The organism is Gilliamella sp. B3172, from assembly GCF_026536465.1.
Taxonomy (GTDB): Bacteria; Pseudomonadota; Gammaproteobacteria; order Enterobacterales; family Orbaceae; genus Gilliamella.
This window is the reverse complement of the sequence record NZ_JAFNOA010000001.1, coordinates 255,204-275,106: the sequence shown is the minus strand read 5'-3', so window position 1 is coordinate 275,106 and position 19,903 is coordinate 255,204. Positions and strand designations below refer to the sequence as shown.

Below are 19,903 nucleotides of genomic sequence, written 5' to 3'. Positions count from 1 at the left end.
GGAATTAGAGTTTTTATGTTTACTAAATTTTTATCTCTCGACCTCAGCCTCCTCCTCGCATCAATTTGCGCGGATAGCTTGTGTGTGGAGTAAATAAGTAATTTAGTAAACAACTCGACAAAATAAACAAGAACCCGCGCAAAAGTGCGGGTTTTTTGTTTTCATAACTTGAAATACCGAGATAGCGCCAAAATATTAATAAGGAATAAACAATGAGCGATCAAGTCATTATTTTTGATACCACATTACGTGATGGTGAACAAGCTTTACAAGCAAGTTTAAGTGTCAAAGAAAAACTACAAATAGCGCTAGCTTTAGAAAGAATGCGTGTGGATGTAATGGAAGTTGGTTTTCCAATCTCATCACCGGGCGATTTCGAATCAGTCCAAACGATTGCTAAAACGATTAAAGATAGCCGGGTTTGTGCGTTATCTCGCTGTATAGATAAAGATATTGATGTTGCAGCTGAAGCGTTAAAGGTTGCTGACCAATTTCGTATTCATACTTTTATGGCAACATCAACCTTACATGTACAAGATAAATTAAAAATGACATTTGATGATGTCGTTGATAGGGCTGTGCACTGTATTAAACGTGCACGTAATTATACTAATGATGTGGAGTTTTCTTGTGAAGATGCAGGCCGTACCCCAATTGATAACCTATGTCGAATTGTTGAAGCAGCGATTAAAGCCGGGGCAAGTACGATCAATATCCCGGATACTGTCGGTTATACTGTTCCTTATCAATTTGGTGGCATTATTCATACCTTATTTGAACGTGTCCCGAACATTGATAAAGCGATTATCTCTGTTCATTGTCATGATGACTTGGGCATGTCGGTGGCTAACTCGATTAGCGCGATTCAAGAAGGTGCTCGTCAAATTGAAGGGGCGATGAATGGATTAGGTGAACGTGCAGGAAATACCGCTTTAGAAGAAGTGATTATGGCGATCAAAGTGCGCCAAAATATCTTAAATGTTCACACCAATATCAATCATCAGGAAATTTATCGTACCAGTCAAATTGTCAGCCAAATTACCAATATGCCAATACCGGCAAATAAAGCCGTTATTGGCAGTAACGCATTTGCCCACTCCTCTGGGATCCATCAAGACGGCATCCTAAAAAATCGTGAAACTTATGAAATTATGACGCCCGAGTCGATCGGTTTAAATCAGATCCAATTAAACCTAACTTCCCGCTCCGGTCGAGCAGCGGTAAAACATCGCTTAGAAGAGTTAGGTTATCAGGATAATGATTATAACTTAGATCAAGTCTATGAAGCGTTTTTAGCGCTGGCAGACAAAAAAGGGCAAGTGTTTGATTACGATCTAGAAGCCTTAATTTTTATTAATCAAATAAAAGATGAAAAAGAGCATTATGTTTTAGACTATTTTAATGTTCAATCCGGCTCAACGGTCGTTTCGACCGCATCGGTCAGTTTAATCATCGGCGATCAAAAATTTTCAGATGCAGCTACCGGTAATGGCCCGGTTGATGCAGTGTATCAAGCCATTAACCGTATCACTGGCGAGCCAATTTCAATTATTAAATATCAATTAGCTTCAAAAGGTCAAGGCGAGAACGCTTTAGGTCAAGTTGATATTGTGGCTGATTATAAAGGCCGTAAATTTCATGGTGTGGGGCTGGCAACCGATATTGTTCATTCATCAGCGTTAGCATTAATCAATGTATTAAATAATGTCTATAGAGCAAATCAAGTTGCGCAAGAAAAACAAAAATTACATCATGATTAAAAACCGAATATTGTTTTGTTCATCGGGAACAAAATAGCAAAATTAAATTAGATTGTTAAGGAATAAGAATATGTCACAAAACTACCATATTGCAGTATTACCGGGGGATGGGATTGGACCAGAAGTGATGAAACAAGCCTATAAAGTGCTTGAAGTGATTCGCCAAAAATATCAGCTTGCTATCACCACCAGTGAGTATGATGTCGGCGGTGCAGCTATCGATGTTCATGGTTGCCCGTTACCTAAAGAGACGCTCGAAGGTTGTGAAAAGGCTGATGCGATTCTATTTGGCTCTGTGGGTGGTCCAAAATGGAGCCACTTACCACCCGATGCGCAACCGGAACGAGGCGCACTATTACCACTTCGCAAACACTTTAAATTATTCGCCAACTTGCGCCCTGCTCGCTTATATCAAGGTTTAGAAGAGCTTTGCCCATTGCGTGCAGATATTGCCTCGCATGGTTTTGATATCTTATGTATGCGTGAATTAACCGGCGGTATCTATTTTGGCTTGCCAAAAGGTCGAGAAGGTAGCGGTGCACAAGAGCGAGCATTTGACACTGAAGTGTATCACCGTTTTGAAATCGAACGTATTGCCAAAATGGGCTTTGAAGCCGCTCGTTTGCGTCGCAAAAAAGTGACCTCAGTTGATAAAGCTAATGTGTTGCAAACCTCAATTTTATGGCGTGAAGTAGTTAGTCAAGTCGCAAAAGATTATCCGGATGTAGCGCTTGAACATATGTATATTGATAATGCCACTATGCAACTGGTTAAAGATCCTTCCCAATTTGATGTCATTTTATGTTCAAATTTATTCGGCGATATTTTATCTGATGAATGTGCCATGATCACCGGTTCAATGGGAATGTTACCTTCGGCAAGCCTTAACGAACAAGGCTTTGGTCTTTATGAGCCGGCTGGCGGCAGTGCACCGGATATCGCCGGTAAAAATATCGCAAATCCAGCAGCGCAAATTTTATCTTTGGCGTTATTAGTTCGTTATAGTTTAAAACGAGACGATATTGCTAACGCTATTGAAACAGCAGTAAATCAGGCATTAGAAAAGGGTTATCGTACAGCAGATCTTGCCCGTAATGTGCAACCTATATCGACTGATGAAATGGGCGATATTATCTGTAAATTTATTTCGTAAACCGTTTTATGTGACCAAGTTGTGTAGTTTTGATAGTTGGCAATCAGCCTTAAATACGCAATGTTGGTCACCTTAATCTAAGTAAATTAATACGATAAAACTATGTTTTAAGTACCGGTAGTGACAATAACAAGGAATATGCAATGTCGAAAACACTGTATCAAAAAATATATGATGCACACGTCGTTTATCAAGCGCCGAACGAAACACCGATTTTATATATCGATCGTCATTTAGTGCATGAAGTGACGTCTCCACAAGCTTTTGACGGTTTACGTGCCATGAATCGTAAAGTACGTCAGCCTCACAAAACGTTTGCCACCATGGATCATAATACTTCAACCAAAAGTAATGATTTAAATGCCTGTAGCGAAATGGCTCGCATTCAGTTAACCGAATTGGCAAAAAATGCCGAAGAGTTTGGCGTCTCCCTATATGGATTACAAAGCCCATTACGTGGTATTGTGCATGTGGTAGGACCAGAACAAGGTATGACTTTACCCGGTATGACAATTGTTTGTGGCGATTCACATACTGCAACTCATGGCGCATTTGGCGCACTTGCATTTGGTATCGGCACATCGGAAGTGGAACATGTATTAGCCACCCAAACGTTAAAACAGGGGCGAGCTAAAACCATGAAAATTGAAGTTAAAGGTCAGGTTGCCAACGGCATTACCGCTAAGGATATTATTTTAGCGATTATTGGTAAAACAACCAGTGCTGGCGGTACCGGACATGTGGTTGAGTTTTGCGGTGAAGCTATTAAATCTTTATCAATGGAAGGCCGTATGACATTATGTAATATGGCAATTGAAATGGGCGCTAAAGCCGGTTTGATTGCACCGGATGAAGTCACATTTGAATACTTAAAAGGTCGCCAATTCTCACCAAAAGGGGAGGATTTTGATAAAGCGGTGGCTTATTGGAAAACCTTAAAAACCGATGAGGGAGCGCATTTTGACAGTGTTGTGACCCTTGAGGGCAAAGACATTGCCCCACAAGTGACATGGGGAACGAATCCCGGTCAAGTTACATCGATTGATGCAACGGTACCAAATCCTGATGATTTTGCTGACCCAATTGAAAAACATTCGGCGCAGCGTGCTTTAACCTATATGGGATTATCTGCCGGTACTAAAATGAGTGATATTAAGATCAATAAAGTCTTTATTGGATCATGTACCAATTCACGTATAGAAGATTTGCGTGCAGCAGCCAAAATTGCTAAGGGGCGTAAAGTCGCCGAAGGCGTACAAGCACTAGTCGTTCCGGGTTCCGGCCCAGTAAAACAACAAGCGGAAGCGGAAGGGTTAGATAAAATTTTTATTGATGCCGGTTTTGAATGGCGATTACCGGGCTGCTCAATGTGCCTGGCGATGAATGATGACAAATTAGCACCGGGCGATCGCTGTGCCTCTACCAGTAATCGTAATTTTGAAGGACGACAAGGTCGTGATGCTCGCACCCATTTAGTCAGTCCGGCCATGGCTGCCGCTGCTGCCATTACCGGGCATTTTACTGATATTCGCAAACCATTTTAAGGAGACTGGTCATGGCTAAATTTACAAAACATACAGGACTGGTCGTTCCTTTAGATGCGGCTAATGTGGATACCGATGCCATTATCCCAAAACAATTTTTACAAAAAGTAACTCGCACCGGCTTTGGTAAACATGCTTTTCATGAATGGCGTTTTTTAGATGACCTAGGCGAACAACCTAATCCCGATTTCGTTTTAAATAAGCCACGTTATAAAGGCGCCAGTATTTTATTAGCACGTGAAAATTTTGGTTGCGGTTCATCTCGTGAGCATGCACCATGGGCGTTAGCAGATTATGGGTTTAAAACGATTATAGGATCGAGTTTTGCCGATATTTTTTATAACAACTCGTTTAACAATCAATTATTGTTAGTCAATCTTTCAGAGGAAGACATTGATGAACTTTTCAAAATTGTTGAAGCCAATGAAGGAATCGAATTTACAATCGATCTGGTTAACGAAGTTGTCATTGCAGGCGATAAGCAATATCCATTTAAAATTGATGCATTTAAACGCCATTGTTTGTTAAATGGATTAGATAATATTGGTTTAACGCTACAACATGAAGATGCCATTAGTGCATTTGAACATAACATCCCCTCTTTTTTAGCATAAGTGCTTAATTAAGATATCATCGCTTACTATTATTTAAGCGATGATATCTCACCTTTTTTCCACATCAGTTCTTCAGTTTAACTTCTATCAGATAACCACTTCAAGGTATACTACCACCACTGGCTTTTAGATCAGAAAAATACCAATATTAACTGTTTATAAGGAATAAGGAACATGCTACAAACTTTACAATTTCTATGGAATGATATCCAATACATATCAATTCCTATTGTTCTTCTGTTTCTCATTATTTTCATTATCTATTTGATACAGCGAAAAGGAAAAGAGGAATACAAAACGCAACTTGTTGAAATTCCGTCGTTAAACCAAAAAGTCATTATTGCCCAATCAAAATTCTTTCAGAAACAAACGAATAAACAAGATTCAATTTTTAAAAAACATTTTTGTATCGGTAAAACGCTTAATATTGAAGGCGAAATGCTGACAATCAGTAGAGTAAACAAGATTGCTCTGTTGCAAGAAAACAAGATAGTGTATAAATACATTGTCTACTTTAAAAAATATGAGAATATTGAGTGTCAAAATACAATTCACATTCAACGTCATCCAATCATTAGTAAAGTTGTTATTGACAATCAAACAATTCAACTAATGAAGCATGATCAGAGCATTGAAAATATTACTTTGTGTAATATTGAATATAATCATACTTATAACAGCATTTGCTTAATACAAAAAACAATCAATCAAGAATCAGATCGCTATAAATTAACTAAAGAGTGTTTTGATCATTTAGCTGATTATCAATATATTGAAGCAATGTTAGATAAGTATGCCAAACGGAATGAATCTGTTGATTTAGAACCAAAGAAAAAAGGGTGGGCAGATTTAGATGACAATGGCGGTCTTTATTTTATGAGGAATTGGCCAGCCTGGATAAGGTGGTTATGTGTTTTACCTGGTTTTATAATTGGCTGTGTAATCGGTTTTTTGAGCGTTTCAATATTCTTTTATATCTTTGCTAACCTAACACATACGCTAAGTAACCCAATAACAATATCTTTAAAAGCCATTTTAGGCTTAATGTTATCCTGTGGATTAGCTGTTTCAGTAGCGTCTTGTGTCGCTCCTGGTTATCGTTATTTAACCAGTATCCTATTCTCTTATTTGATAATGATATTACTGCTAATCTCAATCTATATACTTATTAATTTATTTGAAGCGGAATATGATATAGGTTTGATAATAGTTGGGGTTATATCGGCGATATTTGCTCTACTAATAGTAATAAATAATTACAAAAAATATAACAATAAAATATCACGATGACTGAATTTGATTAAACAATCTAGCGATCATTTTAAATGGTTTATAGGTTGTACTTATCACTTGCAAGTATAGCTATCACTCATAAAGTGATAGCTAAAAATAAATGATATCATTAAAGTTGTTTACGTTGACTGGACGGTGGAATGGATAATGCTTCACGATATTTGGCAACAGTTCGGCGTGCAATAATAATACCCTGCTCTTGAAGAATCGAGACCAGTTTACTATCGCTCAATGGTTTTTTACTATCTTCTGCCGAAATGTATTTTTTTATTAAAGCCCGAATTGCCGTTGATGAGGCTTCCCCACCTGATTGCGTATTAACATGGCTGGAAAAAAAGAATTTAAGTTCAAATATTCCGCTTGGACATTGCAAATATTTTTGCGTAGTAACACGGGAAATTGTCGATTCATGCATATCAATAGCTAACGCCACATCCGATAAAATCATCGGTTTCATATATTCCTGTCCATATTCAAAAAAAGCTTGTTGATGCTCAACAATAAATTGGCTGACTTTTAATAAAGTTTCATTACGATTTTCAATACTTTTTATAAACCAATTAGCATCTTGCAAATGTGACCGTATATATTGACTATCACTTTCACTGCTTACTTTTTCCATTGCGGCATATTGCTGGTTTATGCGTAAAGACGGTATGGTTTCGTTGTTTAAATCAACAACCCATTTACCTTCACTTTTTTTCACTATCACATCCGGTATAACATAATCGGGCGGCGTCGTGTTGACCGAATCACCGGGATAAGGGTGTAAGTGTTGAATAAAATTCACCGCTTCTTTTAATTGCTCATCACTGGCATTTAACACTTTTTTAAGGGTTCGATAATCCCGTGTGGCTAACAAGTCCAAATAGTTATCAATGATTTGTTTTACTAATGGTGGGGTCTCTAAATGCTGAATTTGAATGGCTAAGCATTCTTGTAAAGTTCTGGCGCCAACGCCAATAGGATCGAAATTCCAAATCCGCTTTAGCACAGCCTCAACTTCATCAAGTTCAATCTCGTCGTTGCCTTGCTCTTCTAAAATTTCTTCAGCGGAAACCGTTAAATATCCTCGGTCATCAATCGCTTCAATAATCGAGGTTGCAATAGCTCTATCTGTGTCACTAAATGGGGTTAAATCAAGTTGCCAATTCAAATAGTCATGTAATGTTTCGTGAGTTTCACCTTGGTATATCGGTAATTCATCGCTACGATAATCAGAGTTAGTGCCGGAGGGCGTTCCGGCAGTATAAATATCCTCGTAGGAAGCATCAAGCGGAATATCTTCCGGGATTTGTTCACTATCTAAAGCTTCTCTGGTATCGATATTTTCATTTAACTCTGCTGACTCTACATTAATTTCATCATATTGATCATCAACTTCAAGTAATGGATTATTTTCAAGTGCAGTTTGAATCTCTTGCCTTAATTCTAAAGTTGACAACTGTAACATCCGAATTGCTAATTGCAACTGTGGGGTCATCGATAATTGTTGAGAGACTTTCAGTTGTAAACCAGTTTTCATCATAATCTAAATTCATGCCCTAAGTATACGCGTTTGACATACTCGTTACTTAAAATACTATCTGGCGTACCTTCAGCAATCAAATGTCCTTTATTGACAATATAAGCTCGTTCACAAACATCAAGTGTTTCACGTACGTTATGATCAGTAATTAACACTCCTAAGCCGCGATCACGCAAATGCTTAATAATATTTTTAATATCGATAACTGAAATCGGATCAACGCCGGCAAAAGGCTCGTCAAGCAAGATAAATTTTGGGTTAGCTGCTAACGCTCGAGCAATTTCAACCCGGCGACGTTCACCACCGGATAAGGATTGTCCGATACTGTCTCGAATGTGGGTGATATGAAACTCTTCAAGTAACTCTTCTGCCCGATCGATTTTTTCATTTTTATCGATATCATTGCGGGTTTCCAAAATGGCCATGATATTGTCTATAACTGAGAGTTTTCTAAATATGGAGGCTTCTTGAGGCAAGTAGCCAATTCCTTTTTTAGCTCGTTCATGCAAAGGTAAAATACTAATATCATGGTCATCAAGATAAATTTTACCTGCATTTAACGTCACGATCCCCACTACCATGTAAAAAGTGGTGGTTTTACCGGCACCATTTGGCCCTAATAAGCCAACAATTTCACCTGAATTAACTGTCAGACTCACATCTTCGACAACACGTCGTTTTTTATAAACTTTTGCTAGATTAACTGCTCTTAATATTGACATATTATTTATTCATCCCTTTTACTTGGCTTGGGATTATAGTAGTTTTTACTCTATTATTTTTACCGGGCTCAGCTACTATCACTTGTTTGTTAACATCATAGGAAATAATAGAACTTTTTATATGATTGTCTTGCTGAATAATTTCGGCATCACCTTGTAAAACAACACTATTTTCTTTTACATTATAGATAATTTGATTAGAATGCCCGGTAACAATTCGGTTATTTTTCGGTAATATTTGTTTAAAGTTAACCGGATTACCGTAACCGGTAATTTTTTGTTTTGAGGTATCTTGCATATCAGTAATGGTGACTCTGTCGGCATTTATGGTTAAACCGTCTTGAACAATGCGAACATTACCACTAAATGTCAGAATATTTTTTTCAATATCAATTTGCTGATTATCAGCATCAATCGTTATAGGTTTGTTGGCAACAAATACTTTTTGATCATCTTTATTAACAGACGTTTGATTTTCGGATTCAACAGCCATAGATCCAAAAGAAACAAATAAAATTAAAAATAGTGAAGAAATAATCTGTTTTTGCGATCTCATGTTTTATTCGGCCTCAGTATGGTAATAGGTTTTGACATTCTCAAGTATTTTAGCTGTTTTTGCCTGCAAATCACCAGCCAACCCTAGCCCGGTTGAATAATATCCAACCCCTTTGATCGTTATTGGGTCTTTTGAGGTGACAAGTTGAGTTGTTAAATCAATAACAGCATTATCAGTTAGTACTTTCTGTAATTGCGCATCAGGTGTTAAGTTAGTTAATTGAACATCGCTATACAGATAGATTTTTTTATCATTAGTTAATGCTGCTCTTTGAGCAGTAATATGCCATGTAGCAGAATTTTCTTGATCATAAAGCGTAACATTGGGCAAATCAAATTCTGTCACTTCAGATGAGTCAAAGTGTTTAACCTTACCCGATTCTATTTTATAGACAATTTCACCCTCTAAATTGTAAACATTGGTTACCATGTTATCACTCTGATAAATTGGCGTGTCAGATAAATTTGCAGTAGATTGCAAAACTTTAGTTTCATCACCTTTCTGGTAATTATAATAAACTCCGATAACCACAATCAGAAGCAATAAACAGATTATATTTTTTTTATTCATGGCATAAGTTAATCACACAAAGAAGATAAATCAGTTTTTCGAAACATCTACAATTGGCTTATTTTACTTTATTTTTCACTAAATTAATATCGGACATTAAAAGAAGTTAAATCATTGAGTGATATTAATTCATCTATATTTATATTCCCTATCCGTGCAGAACGTGGTCCGCCACAGTTAAGCCATTGTATTAACTTTGCTATCTGGGTGGTATCCCCTTGCGCAATAATTTCGACATCACCATTATCTAGATTTTTAACATAACCGACTAAACCAAGTTTTTTGGCTTGTTGATAGGTACAGAATCGAAATCCGACGCCTTGAACTCTACCGCTTACTTGTAATTTAATTTGTTTTATCATGATATCGCCACTGCATCTACGTTTAATAAAAAGTTAACCACTGTTAGGTAGATTGTAAAACTAAAATCAATTTCAATCTAATAAAATAGTGCTAGTGTTTGAAGGTGAGATTATTGAAAAGTTAGTTTCGTTAAATGGATAAAAAAGATCCTAGTTTATTGCATTATGGTTCATGCAAACAGACTAGGATCTTACGATTATTTAATTAAAATTACTAAATAAAAATCTATTAAAATTAATTAGTTGGATTAGATAAATAAACGATATTACCTTTTATTTCACCTTTATTTGTATACTTTTTCACGTTAGCTGTAACAGTCTCTGTATCAACTTTACCTGGCTCTCGGTTAAAAAAACTGCCACCAGATACCCTTAAATGTTTATCAGATTTTAACAAGCCATCATTAATAATATCATCAGCATCGATATCGATTGCATGACCGGTTTGAATTAAACCATCATTTTGGATGATACCACCTGAAAAATCAGCTTGCCAACCTGCCGTAATTATACCTCGCTTCGCATTTTTGAATTTATTTGACTTAACAGTTAATAGGTAGTCAGAATTAAGTTTACCAATATTTACTGCCTCTGTTTCGTCAATTAGTAGCTCATTTTTAGCATTAGCTGAGCCATAATTCATGAATTTATTACCTGAAAGTTTGATATCATAACTTTCTAGATTACCAAACCAGTTATTAATAAAGTAATCGCTCTTCACTATAATTCTATCATAACCAGCCATTTTACCGTCATTACTTGCTCTATCAGTTTCAATATCAATCACTTTACTCTCCATAACACCATCAACTATCTTTTCTCGACCTCTGTTATAGAATTCTTTGCGAGCTTTGATTTTAATCAAATTAGGCGCCTCCATTACTCCAAAATTATCGACAAGATCTGCATCAATGTTAATTGTATTATCGGTTTCAATCTTCGAACCATATCCATTTTCAAAGTTGATGCCTTTTAGATTGAATGAGCCATTAGTGGAGACCAGAGACTTCCAATTTACAACCTGCTTAGTGTTAATTGTCAGATCATTTTTAACATTTATTGCTCCTTCATTATGCAAACTTTCTCCGGTGAAAGTGGCATGTTTATCTATTACCATTCTCCCATCTGCACCATTGTTAACATCAAATGCTTCAGATTCAAAATAGCCTTTAGATTTAATCAAACCGTAATTAATAAAGCTGATCCCTTTGATTATTTCACCTGTTAAGGAGTTATGTTTACCAACATTTTTTACCTGAGAAACATCAATGTTAATAAGATCACCCAGCACATTACCGTCTATTTCATTATTAAAAATATGACCTTCCAGATTCAATTTACCTTCGGTATATATCATTGCAATATTTGTCAGTTTTTCAAACTTCATATTTATACTGTCTGTTGCTTTGATGTTTTTATAATTTTCAATTGAATCAGCTAAAATGTCTAAATCCTTAGCAAATATTTGCCCATTTTCCCAACGATTGACAAATTTTTCTGAAGTGATTGACATCTTATTGCCACTTGTTAGCCCGCTAAGGTTTAACACATCCGTAATATTGATGTTTAAATTATTTTTCGCTATAACCTGACCTTGGTTATTGAACTCGTGGCCTTCTAAGTCAACATTCTCTCCTTCTATAATACCATGAGAGATAACAGCTAAATAATCAGAAAGAATATTTACTTTATCGGTTGCTTTAACTTTAAAATAGTTTTTAAATTCATTGGTCTTAATATCGATATCTTTTGCAAGTATATTACCGTTTTCCCAACGATTGATTAAACGATTTGCAACTATAGATACCTTATTGCCGGCAAATAATTGTCTATAATTTTCTGCATCATCGAACTTAATAGTTAATTGGTTTTTAGCATTAACACTGCCTTCATTTCGGAAAGTTACACCTTGTAAAAGAATATTTTCACTTTCGACTAAAGCAGGTTCGAAACTATTAAAAAACTCTTTGGCTAAGATAGAGACTTGTTTACCGGCAATGATTTTACCTTGGCTTGATAATGTATCAACATCAAATTTAATCTCATTATCAGCATACAAATCACCAGTATTTCTTGAAGTTACTGTTTTAACTTGAATATTTTTGGCTTTAGCTGTACCACCCAAACCGTTAGTAAAATTGTAACCTTGTGATGAAATTGTTTGTCCCGCTTCGATTAAACCATCGTTACCAGTCCATTCACCTGAGTTAAAATTAATATTCTCTCTTGCTTTAATTACTCCCTGAACATTATTTTTAATCTCTTCACTACTAGCAAAAGAAGCGCTGCCTTTTCGGCTACTGATATAATTTTGGTTTTCAACACCACTACTTACACTTTTTATAACTATATCGCCAGCTGCGTCAATTGAGCCTTGATTAAGTATTTGTCCTTCTGCAGAAATATTGACTTCACCAGCATTAGTCCAAATTTTTCCATTATTACGCACACCAACACCAAGCTCAGTACCTACCATTTTGATTTTATTGGCATACATTCCACCTAGCGCTGAGACATCAACGCCGAATTCTGGCTTACCGGAAACCGAATCAGCACCTTGTTTTTCGATTTTGCTTAAATCAGCACTGACTTTATTTTTACCAGTGACAACATTTAACTGATTATCAGTCCATAACTCAGCATTAATCGATACACTACGAGAGATAAGATCGGTATAATCTTGCCCAGATGCTCGGTAACCTTTACCATTGATTTCAATTTTACCACCTTGAACATCATAACCTTTCAGACTACCATTTTCGATTATTGGTTTACCAGTAGTTAACGTAGCACGGTCAGCGTTGATGAAACCACAACCATTACAGGTGATACCTGCTGTATTTGCGATAACAACTTGTGCTTTTTGACCGGCAACTTCAACATAACCTTGTAATTGAGACGGATTTTTAGAGTTAACTTCATTAAGAATAATTTTTGCACTATTGGTTAATGATTGGTTACCATTTATTGCTCCGCCTAATTGAGTATTTGAACCATTACGAGAGTTATTAAGGATTACCCCTTCTTTTGAAACATCAAATTGGTTAAATTTGTTATGCGATACACCACCACTAGTTGGTGAGGCAATATCAATTTGTGTAGCGCCATTACCTAATTGATGAACGTTTGGACGTTGATTTTGGCTTGCATTTTTATCCACCACAATATTTGACGCATAGCTTGTTCCGGCTACACTCACCAGACCTAAAGCAACATACGATAAGAATACTAATGGCTTTAATGCACTTGTTTTACTCTTACCAGCTAAGTCATTTTGTGAACTGATTGATTTTGTTTTTTTAGCACTTCCCGAAACCGCTTGGTGTGATTTGACAATTTCAGACACAACCACAAACAAGCCACGAGCTTGATTAAAAACAATTCGATATAAATTTTTATTCATAGTATTTTCACCTTTCATCTATTTTATATTGCTCAAATTATGAATTAAAAGAGCAATTTGTTTTAGTAAAACCATTTCCAAACACAAATGACTTAACTGAGTAACTAAAATCAGTTACATCATTTATTCAACGCAATAAAAAACACTATAACTAATTGATATAACAACTAATTATCGTATAAGTACAATTAATCAAATGAATTTTATTCTATTAACTGCCAACTCAATAACTGAATAAGTATCAATGCATTATTGTTGCCATTTAATCCAAATTTATTAGTGAAGTTAACAACGTTAACTATGAAGTAAATTAGAGCATAATTAATTGTTAACTATTCTCTTTAATTCGCTGCTTAAAAAAGGTATTAAAGCCCTACGGACTTATCATTAAAAACTGATTTGTTACTAATTTATGATGTTATAAATTGATATAAAACATATTCACTTTTTAATACTGTTTTACCAAAATCAAACTACTTGTATTTATTCTTATATTTTTAACCATACTGCACTAATAAATCATCAAACCTTTTACATCAATTTGATAGCCATTCTCATATAATAATCTTTATATGAATAACGGGTCAAAAGGTTTTATGTAAAGTTTCTTTTGCATGTTTCGCATGCTAATATCCATTGATTAAAAATAACAATCTTTGTCAAAAAAATGATAACTCATTATTTTATATACTGTTATTTTTAAGTTTAATTATTTCCTTTTAAAAACACTTACTAACTAATTAATAAGTCCAATTCAAGTAAAACCCTAAAGTTAAATGGTTGGTTTTGAATTTATTCGGTTTGTAAAGTGGTACACCAACAAACAGATCATAATAGATATCAAACTGACGTCCTCTTACACCAACCACTGAGCCAACCAATCGTTTTCCGACCAAATCTTCAGAATTCGCTCCGGACACTTGGCCAGCGTCGAGTCCAAAATAGAGTTGCTGATTGGTAGGCATTTGCCAATCTAACTCATTACGGATATATATCCCATTATCCGCTGTTAACATACGCTCGCCGTCAAACCCACGAACAGTCCAACGACTACCAATTGAAAAACGGTCTGGCGGTGTGAGTTTATTGCGCCTAGTCATTTGCCCACGAGTTTCAAAAATATAAGCAAAATTTTGATTGCCTAAGCTAAAGGGCTTATATAAAGACAAATCGAATTTAAAAATATCGGTCAAAGCACTGGCAATACCCACTTCTTCTTCATGCGCTTTTTGCGCACCAAACCAGCGCACCCCTTTTTGGTACCAAAGCCCCAAATCCAATGTCATATTATCGATATAATGACGATGTTGTAGCCCGATTTTCCAATTGGTTGTTTTTCGGCGTTGAATCTCTAGCTCCAAATCTTCCATATAGTTATGTGACTCTCGTAAATTGATGCCATAACTTAATGTTGTTTTTTGGGTTGAGTTACGATGAATGATCCGGCTAATTTGGAAGTTATAGTTTTTACTTCTTCCTTTATATTGATAATCGACAATCCCGGGAATATTTTGATGATAGGTGTTGCCATATATAGTGGCATCAAACATCCAATAACCATATGGAACAGAATAAGAAAATAGATAATCACGTGTTCCATATTTGTGTTTATTTTCCAGATCATGATCACCAGACACATAAAAAGTGTCACTGAGTCCTAACGGATTATCCAGATAAAGAGTTAGACCACCCAAATAACGCCCGGTATCTTTAGTACCTGAGTTATCTAAAGAAACACCTAATCGCCAATACTTATCTTGGGTACGTTTAATAACAATGTCGGTTTGCCCCTGTTCTTTACTAGGGATTAATTCAATATTGGCAATCGATGTAGGGACGCGTTGTAAATTTTCTAATCCTTGCTCTAATGCACGCAAATTGAGCAAATCCCCGGTTTTTAAAGGAATACTAGTATATAAGCTTGAATGGCTATCACTATCTGAAGTGTAGCTAATATTGCCAACCGTACCTTTTAAGATTAATAGGGTGAATGTACCACTGGTGATATCTTGTTGAGGCGCCACCACGCGAGTTGTTATATAACCATAACTTATAAGCTGATTTTGCAGTTCAGTCATCAATAAATTAAGTCCATTGCTACCTAAACAACGTCCTTCGGCTTGCTGAGCTAAACGATTAAGAGGAATATAAAAAGGTAAGGCATCACGTTCTAATAACTTAACATGATCAATACGAAAACACACCTTTTCTTCTGGAAAGTCAATGCTTTGAACTTTCTTCATGGGAGATTGTAAATTGATATCCGGTGTTTTGGTGGATAAAGCTTCTTCCGTTGCTTTTTGTCTCTCTTGTTGGTAAATGAGTTGTTGATCGCTGACTTTTTGATTTTGTGCCGTTGGTTGAGATACAGCTACCGCATTAAATGACACAAAAAAACCTGCTAAAATAAGTGATAACTTCCTGATATCTACCATTTTATTTACCATTATTAATATATTGTACTTTTGAGCGTGCCTATGTTAATTCGATTAAATCATTTAGTCTATAAAAAAAAAGTAAAGAATCGAAATCCTCATTAATAGTACGAAAAAGTATAACGTTAATATATGTATTAATAAAAATATGTTATATCGATAAGTTAAATACTTATATTTATGATTTTATTTATATCAACTAATCGACAAACCATTCATTTTTTTGCTGCGAGATAATTTTAATTGTCTGTAATATTGCCGATAAATGCTCATGTTGGGCTTGCGCTGCAAGCTCCGGATCATGATTTTTTAACGCAACAAAAATTTTCTCATGCTGTTTAACCAGATCTTCCGGCTGGGAAATATCGCCTAAAGTTAAAAATCTTGCTCTATCCATCATCGCTTTGATATTTTCAACCGTTTCCCATGCCATTTGGCAATCAATGACATTCATTAAAATTTGATGAAATTCATCATCTTTTTCCAAGAAAAAACGAATATCCTTACGTGCATTCGCCTCTTTTTGCTCATCAAGATTTTTCTGTAACAAAGCGATATCTAAATCGCTAATTTCCTGTGCCACTCGTTTAATAATGGCACATTCCACCGCTTCACGAATAAATTGCCCGTCAACCACTTTTTTAATCGATATCTTTGTTACATACGTGCCTCTTTGAGGCAAGATCTGCACTAAACCCGCTTCAGCCAATTTTATAAAAGCTTCACGAACTGGTTGCCGTGAAACATTAAATTGCCCCGAAATCTCTTTTTCTGATAATAAAACGCCGGGTAATACCTGACAAGTGATAATAGCTCTTCTTAACGTGCGATAAATTTGTTGATTAACAGGTTCAGAAATATTTAAGTCAATAGATTTAAACATATACCATTCTTATATAAGCGATTAGATAACCGAGAATAGTAGGGGATTTTTAAATATAAGAAAAGTTTTTTTAAACAATAGCGTTAAATATTGGAAGATAAATCATGATCCATTTACATCGAAATAAAAAGTGTAATGTCTTGCGAGCATTACACTGTCATTATTTGAAATGAAATTAGGCACTAGGAGAAATTTTGTGCTAATTTTTCAACCGTTTGTTTAGCGCCAATATTACGTAAAGAAATGTAAGCGTCTGTCACTTGCTCAATGAATTTTGAGTTATTAGTTAAATCCTCACCAAACACATGAGTTAATGAAAGCAGTGCCTTAACCCGTTCTTGATTATCAGCGCTATTGGCAACTAATGCTTTTATTTTATCAACTGAAGGGTCACATACTTCAATTAAATGACCTGCATCGTCTATGCCACTGACGTAACGCATCCAAGCTGCCACACCCAAAGCTAAGCAATCAAAAGCGGTATTATGCGCCAGATGATAGCGGATCGAATCAAGCATACGTTGAGGTAACTTCAATGTACCATCCATTGCAATTTGCCAAGTACGATGTTTCAATCCGGTATTGCGATAACGGTCAAGCAAGGAATCAGCATATGCCTGTAAATCGACACCTTTAACTTTTAATGTCGGTGCTTGCTCTTGCAACATAAGATGACGAGCGGCTTTGACATAATTTGCATCTTGCATACATTCATCGATATGTCGATATCCACCCAAATAGCCAAGGTAAGCCAAAAAGGAGTGGCTACCATTTAACATACGTAGTTTCATCTCTTCATAAGGTAAAACGTCATTGACCAGCTCAGCCCCTGCTTTTTGCCATTGAGGACGACCGGCGACAAAATTATCTTCAATAACCCATTGTTTAAATGGTTCGCCCGCAATACCCGCAGGATCGTCAATGCCGCCAAGTTGCTGTTGGATTTTTTCCATAGTTTGACTGGTCGCAGCCGGCACAATGCGATCAACCATAGTGGATGGGAAACTGACATTTTCTTCAATCCATTGTGCCAATTTTGCATCACGCATTTTGGCTAATGCTAACACCACATTTCGTGTGACATGCCCGTTTTCAGGCATATTGTCACAAGACATAACCGTAAAAGCAGGCAAGCCTTTTTCTTGACGTAAACGTAGCGCCTCGACAATTACGCCCGGCACGGTTTTCGGTTTGGTAGGATTGGCTATGTCATACTTGATAAGTTCGTTATGCGTATCGATTGATGCAGTAGTCGGTAAGTAACAGTAGCCTTTTTCAGTAACGGTTATGGAGACAATGGCGATCTCTGGGCGCGTCATCACCTCTAAAACTTTACTGATACCGTCGACATCGGCATGTAGCGCTTGTTTAACCACGCCAACCACCCGAGTTGACCAATCATCATAGGACATCTCGCACACGCTAAATAGATAATCTTGCTGTTTTAGATCTTCAATCTGCTTTTCACCACCAATCAGATTGACTTCACTATAGCCCCAGTCACTACCCTGCTCACTTGCAAGGATATCAGCGTAAACAGCTTGATGAGCCCGATGAAAAGCGCCAAAGCCGAGATGAACAATTTTTGTTTTCAGCTTGTTTCTGTCATAGTTAGGTACCACAACTTGTTGTGGCAGTTGTGATAATGTTTGATTTGATAATCTCATTGTTATTTTCCACCAAAATTGACTTTATTACGCTGCATCATTTAAGTCAGCTAGATTACGATCTTTTACTTCCGGCATACAGATAGCCGAGATAAGACCAATACACGAGTAAACAATAATCATGACAACAATTGGCCACCAGTCTTGAACTATATTGCAAAAAATACCGGCTAAAATTGGACCAAATCCCACCGCAATAAGGCCACCGGCTTCTTTGGAAATCGCCATTTGCGTAAATCGATTTCTAGCGCCAAAAATTTCAGCCATGGTAATGTTTTCTAAAGCAAATAACCCTAATACTGCAATATTATGAATAAGAATCAAACATAGCGTAATTGTATTAACTGAATTATCTTTATCAACAATTATCGATAACATCGGATAAGCAAGCAATATCGCTGACAGCGTCATAATAATATAGGGAATACGGCGACCAATTTTATCGGATAACCAACCTAATAAAGGAATGGTAAAAAAGCCAACAATCGAGCTTATCATCAACGCATCTGTTGGGATGCTTTTATTAAATAATAGTGCTTGCACTAAATAACCGGCTAAAAAAGTTTGAATCAATCCGGAATTGCCGGCTTGACCAAAACGCAGTCCGGTGGCCAACCAGAACGATTTGCTTTTAAACATTTCAAGCAAAGAAATAGGTTTAACTGGTTGTTTATCGACTTGTTGATGGCTCTGTTTATCATTTACTTCATCAAATACCGGGCTTTCTTTTAAATTCAAGCGTAACCAAATGGCAAAAATCATCACCACAACACTGGCAATAAACGGCACTCGCCAGCCCCAAGCCACTAACTGATCTTTGTCTAATAAAAAGAACATCAACGCCCATATTGCGGTTGCACTTAATGTACCGCAGTTAGTTCCCATTGCCACCAATGAAGAGACGATTCCTCTTTTCCCCTTTGGTGCATATTCAGCTAACATGGTGCCGGCGCCGGAAATTTCAGCCCCAGCCCCTAAGCCCTGAACAATACGTAAAATAACCAGCATCAACGGGGCAAAAATACCGACTTGCGCATAGGTTGGTAAAACCCCAATTAACGTTGTGCACACGCCCATCATGGTAATAGTAATAAACAGAACTTTTTTTCGACCAATGGCATCCCCCATTCGACCGAACACAAAAGCCCCAATAATTCTAGCCACATAACCGGCACCATAAGTGCCCATTGCCAAAATCAACGCCATGATTGCTGAATGTTCAGGGAAGAATATTTCATGAAAAACCAGTGCTGCCCCTAAAGAGTACAACTGAAAGTCCATAAACTCTAATGCCGTACCAAGCCAACCAGAAACCGCTGCTTTAACCAGATCCGAAGTGTTTCTTTCACTTTTATTATTTCCTATATTACTCATATTCTACTCACTTATAATTTATCTATATAACAAAGTCAC

The 19,903-nt window shown here is 36.5% G+C and carries 15 protein-coding genes; 5 read left to right on the top strand and 10 right to left on the bottom strand.

Going from position 1 to position 19,903, the window contains the following annotated elements; all coding sequences use genetic code 11:
* Positions 1-212 precede the first annotated feature (212 nt).
* From leuA to J3U37_RS01200, 5 genes are all read left to right on the top strand, one after another.
* Entirely contained in the window at positions 213-1,760 is a 1,548-nt protein-coding gene (leuA, locus tag J3U37_RS01220; RefSeq protein ID WP_220217953.1) for a 2-isopropylmalate synthase, read from the top strand.
* A gap of 70 nt (positions 1,761-1,830) precedes the next feature.
* The gene (gene leuB, locus J3U37_RS01215; RefSeq protein ID WP_267373012.1) at positions 1,831-2,913 is read left to right on the top strand and encodes a 3-isopropylmalate dehydrogenase; all 1,083 of its coding nucleotides are present in this window, start codon (positions 1,831-1,833) and stop codon (positions 2,911-2,913) included.
* Between the two features lie 143 nt (positions 2,914-3,056).
* Complete coding sequence (gene leuC / locus J3U37_RS01210; protein WP_267373011.1) at positions 3,057-4,457, top strand: 3-isopropylmalate dehydratase large subunit; 1,401 nt, start codon at positions 3,057-3,059, stop codon at positions 4,455-4,457.
* A gap of 11 nt (positions 4,458-4,468) precedes the next feature.
* Entirely contained in the window at positions 4,469-5,071 is a 603-nt protein-coding gene (leuD, locus tag J3U37_RS01205; RefSeq protein WP_220217956.1) for a 3-isopropylmalate dehydratase small subunit, read from the top strand.
* A gap of 174 nt (positions 5,072-5,245) precedes the next feature.
* Positions 5,246-6,361 carry a hypothetical protein gene (locus J3U37_RS01200; protein ID WP_267373010.1) on the top strand — a complete coding sequence of 372 codons (1,116 nt, stop codon included), beginning with the start codon at positions 5,246-5,248 and terminating at the stop codon, positions 6,359-6,361.
* Positions 6,362-6,473: 112 nt separating this feature from the next.
* Here the strand turns inward: J3U37_RS01200 and J3U37_RS01195 are convergent, their stop codons facing one another.
* The 10 genes from J3U37_RS01195 to J3U37_RS01150 form a co-directional block, all read right to left on the bottom strand.
* Entirely contained in the window at positions 6,474-7,889 is a 1,416-nt protein-coding gene (locus J3U37_RS01195) for an RNA polymerase factor sigma-54 (protein WP_416379970.1), read from the bottom strand.
* On the bottom strand, positions 7,889-8,614 hold the full coding sequence (lptB, locus tag J3U37_RS01190; RefSeq protein ID WP_220217959.1) for an LPS export ABC transporter ATP-binding protein: 726 nt from the start codon (positions 8,612-8,614) through the stop codon (positions 7,889-7,891). Before lptB ends, J3U37_RS01195 begins: the two co-directional genes overlap by 1 nt.
* Position 8,615: 1 nt before the next feature.
* Complete coding sequence (gene lptA / locus J3U37_RS01185) at positions 8,616-9,170, bottom strand: lipopolysaccharide transport periplasmic protein LptA (RefSeq protein ID WP_267329965.1); 555 nt, start codon at positions 9,168-9,170, stop codon at positions 8,616-8,618.
* A 3-nt stretch (positions 9,171-9,173) separates the two neighbouring features.
* Complete coding sequence (gene lptC / locus J3U37_RS01180; RefSeq protein ID WP_267335071.1) at positions 9,174-9,740, bottom strand: LPS export ABC transporter periplasmic protein LptC; 567 nt, start codon at positions 9,738-9,740, stop codon at positions 9,174-9,176.
* Between the two features lie 83 nt (positions 9,741-9,823).
* Entirely contained in the window at positions 9,824-10,102 is a 279-nt protein-coding gene (yccX, locus tag J3U37_RS01175; RefSeq protein WP_220217962.1) for an acylphosphatase, read from the bottom strand.
* Between the two features lie 235 nt (positions 10,103-10,337).
* Complete coding sequence (locus J3U37_RS01170) at positions 10,338-13,505, bottom strand: filamentous hemagglutinin N-terminal domain-containing protein (protein ID WP_267373008.1); 3,168 nt, start codon at positions 13,503-13,505, stop codon at positions 10,338-10,340.
* 740 nt (positions 13,506-14,245) lie between these two features.
* The gene (locus J3U37_RS01165) at positions 14,246-15,940 is read right to left on the bottom strand and encodes a ShlB/FhaC/HecB family hemolysin secretion/activation protein (protein WP_267335067.1); all 1,695 of its coding nucleotides are present in this window, start codon (positions 15,938-15,940) and stop codon (positions 14,246-14,248) included.
* Positions 15,941-16,139: 199 nt separating this feature from the next.
* Positions 16,140-16,823, bottom strand: coding sequence for a GntR family transcriptional regulator (locus tag J3U37_RS01160; RefSeq protein WP_267373007.1), 684 nt, complete (start codon positions 16,821-16,823; stop codon positions 16,140-16,142).
* Positions 16,824-17,005: 182 nt separating this feature from the next.
* On the bottom strand, positions 17,006-18,490 hold the full coding sequence (locus J3U37_RS01155) for a mannitol dehydrogenase family protein (protein ID WP_267373006.1): 1,485 nt from the start codon (positions 18,488-18,490) through the stop codon (positions 17,006-17,008).
* Between the two features lie 27 nt (positions 18,491-18,517).
* Complete coding sequence (locus J3U37_RS01150) at positions 18,518-19,864, bottom strand: MFS transporter (RefSeq protein ID WP_220217967.1); 1,347 nt, start codon at positions 19,862-19,864, stop codon at positions 18,518-18,520.
* Positions 19,865-19,903: the final 39 nt, after the last annotated feature.

Coding starts and splice junctions, on each gene's coding strand:
- leuA (WP_220217953.1), top strand. CDS start 213: ATGAGCGATCAAGTCATTATTTTTGATACCACATTACGTGATGGTGAA.
- lptC (WP_267335071.1), bottom strand. CDS start 9,740: ATGAATAAAAAAAATATAATCTGTTTATTGCTTCTGATTGTGGTTATC.
- J3U37_RS01195 (WP_416379970.1), bottom strand. CDS start 7,889: ATGAAAACTGGTTTACAACTGAAAGTCTCTCAACAATTATCGATGACC.
- lptB (WP_220217959.1), bottom strand. CDS start 8,614: ATGTCAATATTAAGAGCAGTTAATCTAGCAAAAGTTTATAAAAAACGA.
- yccX (WP_220217962.1), bottom strand. CDS start 10,102: ATGATAAAACAAATTAAATTACAAGTAAGCGGTAGAGTTCAAGGCGTC.
- J3U37_RS01170 (WP_267373008.1), bottom strand. CDS start 13,505: ATGAATAAAAATTTATATCGAATTGTTTTTAATCAAGCTCGTGGCTTG.
- leuC (WP_267373011.1), top strand. CDS start 3,057: ATGTCGAAAACACTGTATCAAAAAATATATGATGCACACGTCGTTTAT.
- leuD (WP_220217956.1), top strand. CDS start 4,469: ATGGCTAAATTTACAAAACATACAGGACTGGTCGTTCCTTTAGATGCG.
- J3U37_RS01155 (WP_267373006.1), bottom strand. CDS start 18,490: ATGAGATTATCAAATCAAACATTATCACAACTGCCACAACAAGTTGTG.
- J3U37_RS01165 (WP_267335067.1), bottom strand. CDS start 15,940: ATGGTAGATATCAGGAAGTTATCACTTATTTTAGCAGGTTTTTTTGTG.
- J3U37_RS01160 (WP_267373007.1), bottom strand. CDS start 16,823: ATGTTTAAATCTATTGACTTAAATATTTCTGAACCTGTTAATCAACAA.
- leuB (WP_267373012.1), top strand. CDS start 1,831: ATGTCACAAAACTACCATATTGCAGTATTACCGGGGGATGGGATTGGA.
- lptA (WP_267329965.1), bottom strand. CDS start 9,170: ATGAGATCGCAAAAACAGATTATTTCTTCACTATTTTTAATTTTATTT.
- J3U37_RS01150 (WP_220217967.1), bottom strand. CDS start 19,864: ATGAGTAATATAGGAAATAATAAAAGTGAAAGAAACACTTCGGATCTG.
- J3U37_RS01200 (WP_267373010.1), top strand. CDS start 5,246: ATGCTACAAACTTTACAATTTCTATGGAATGATATCCAATACATATCA.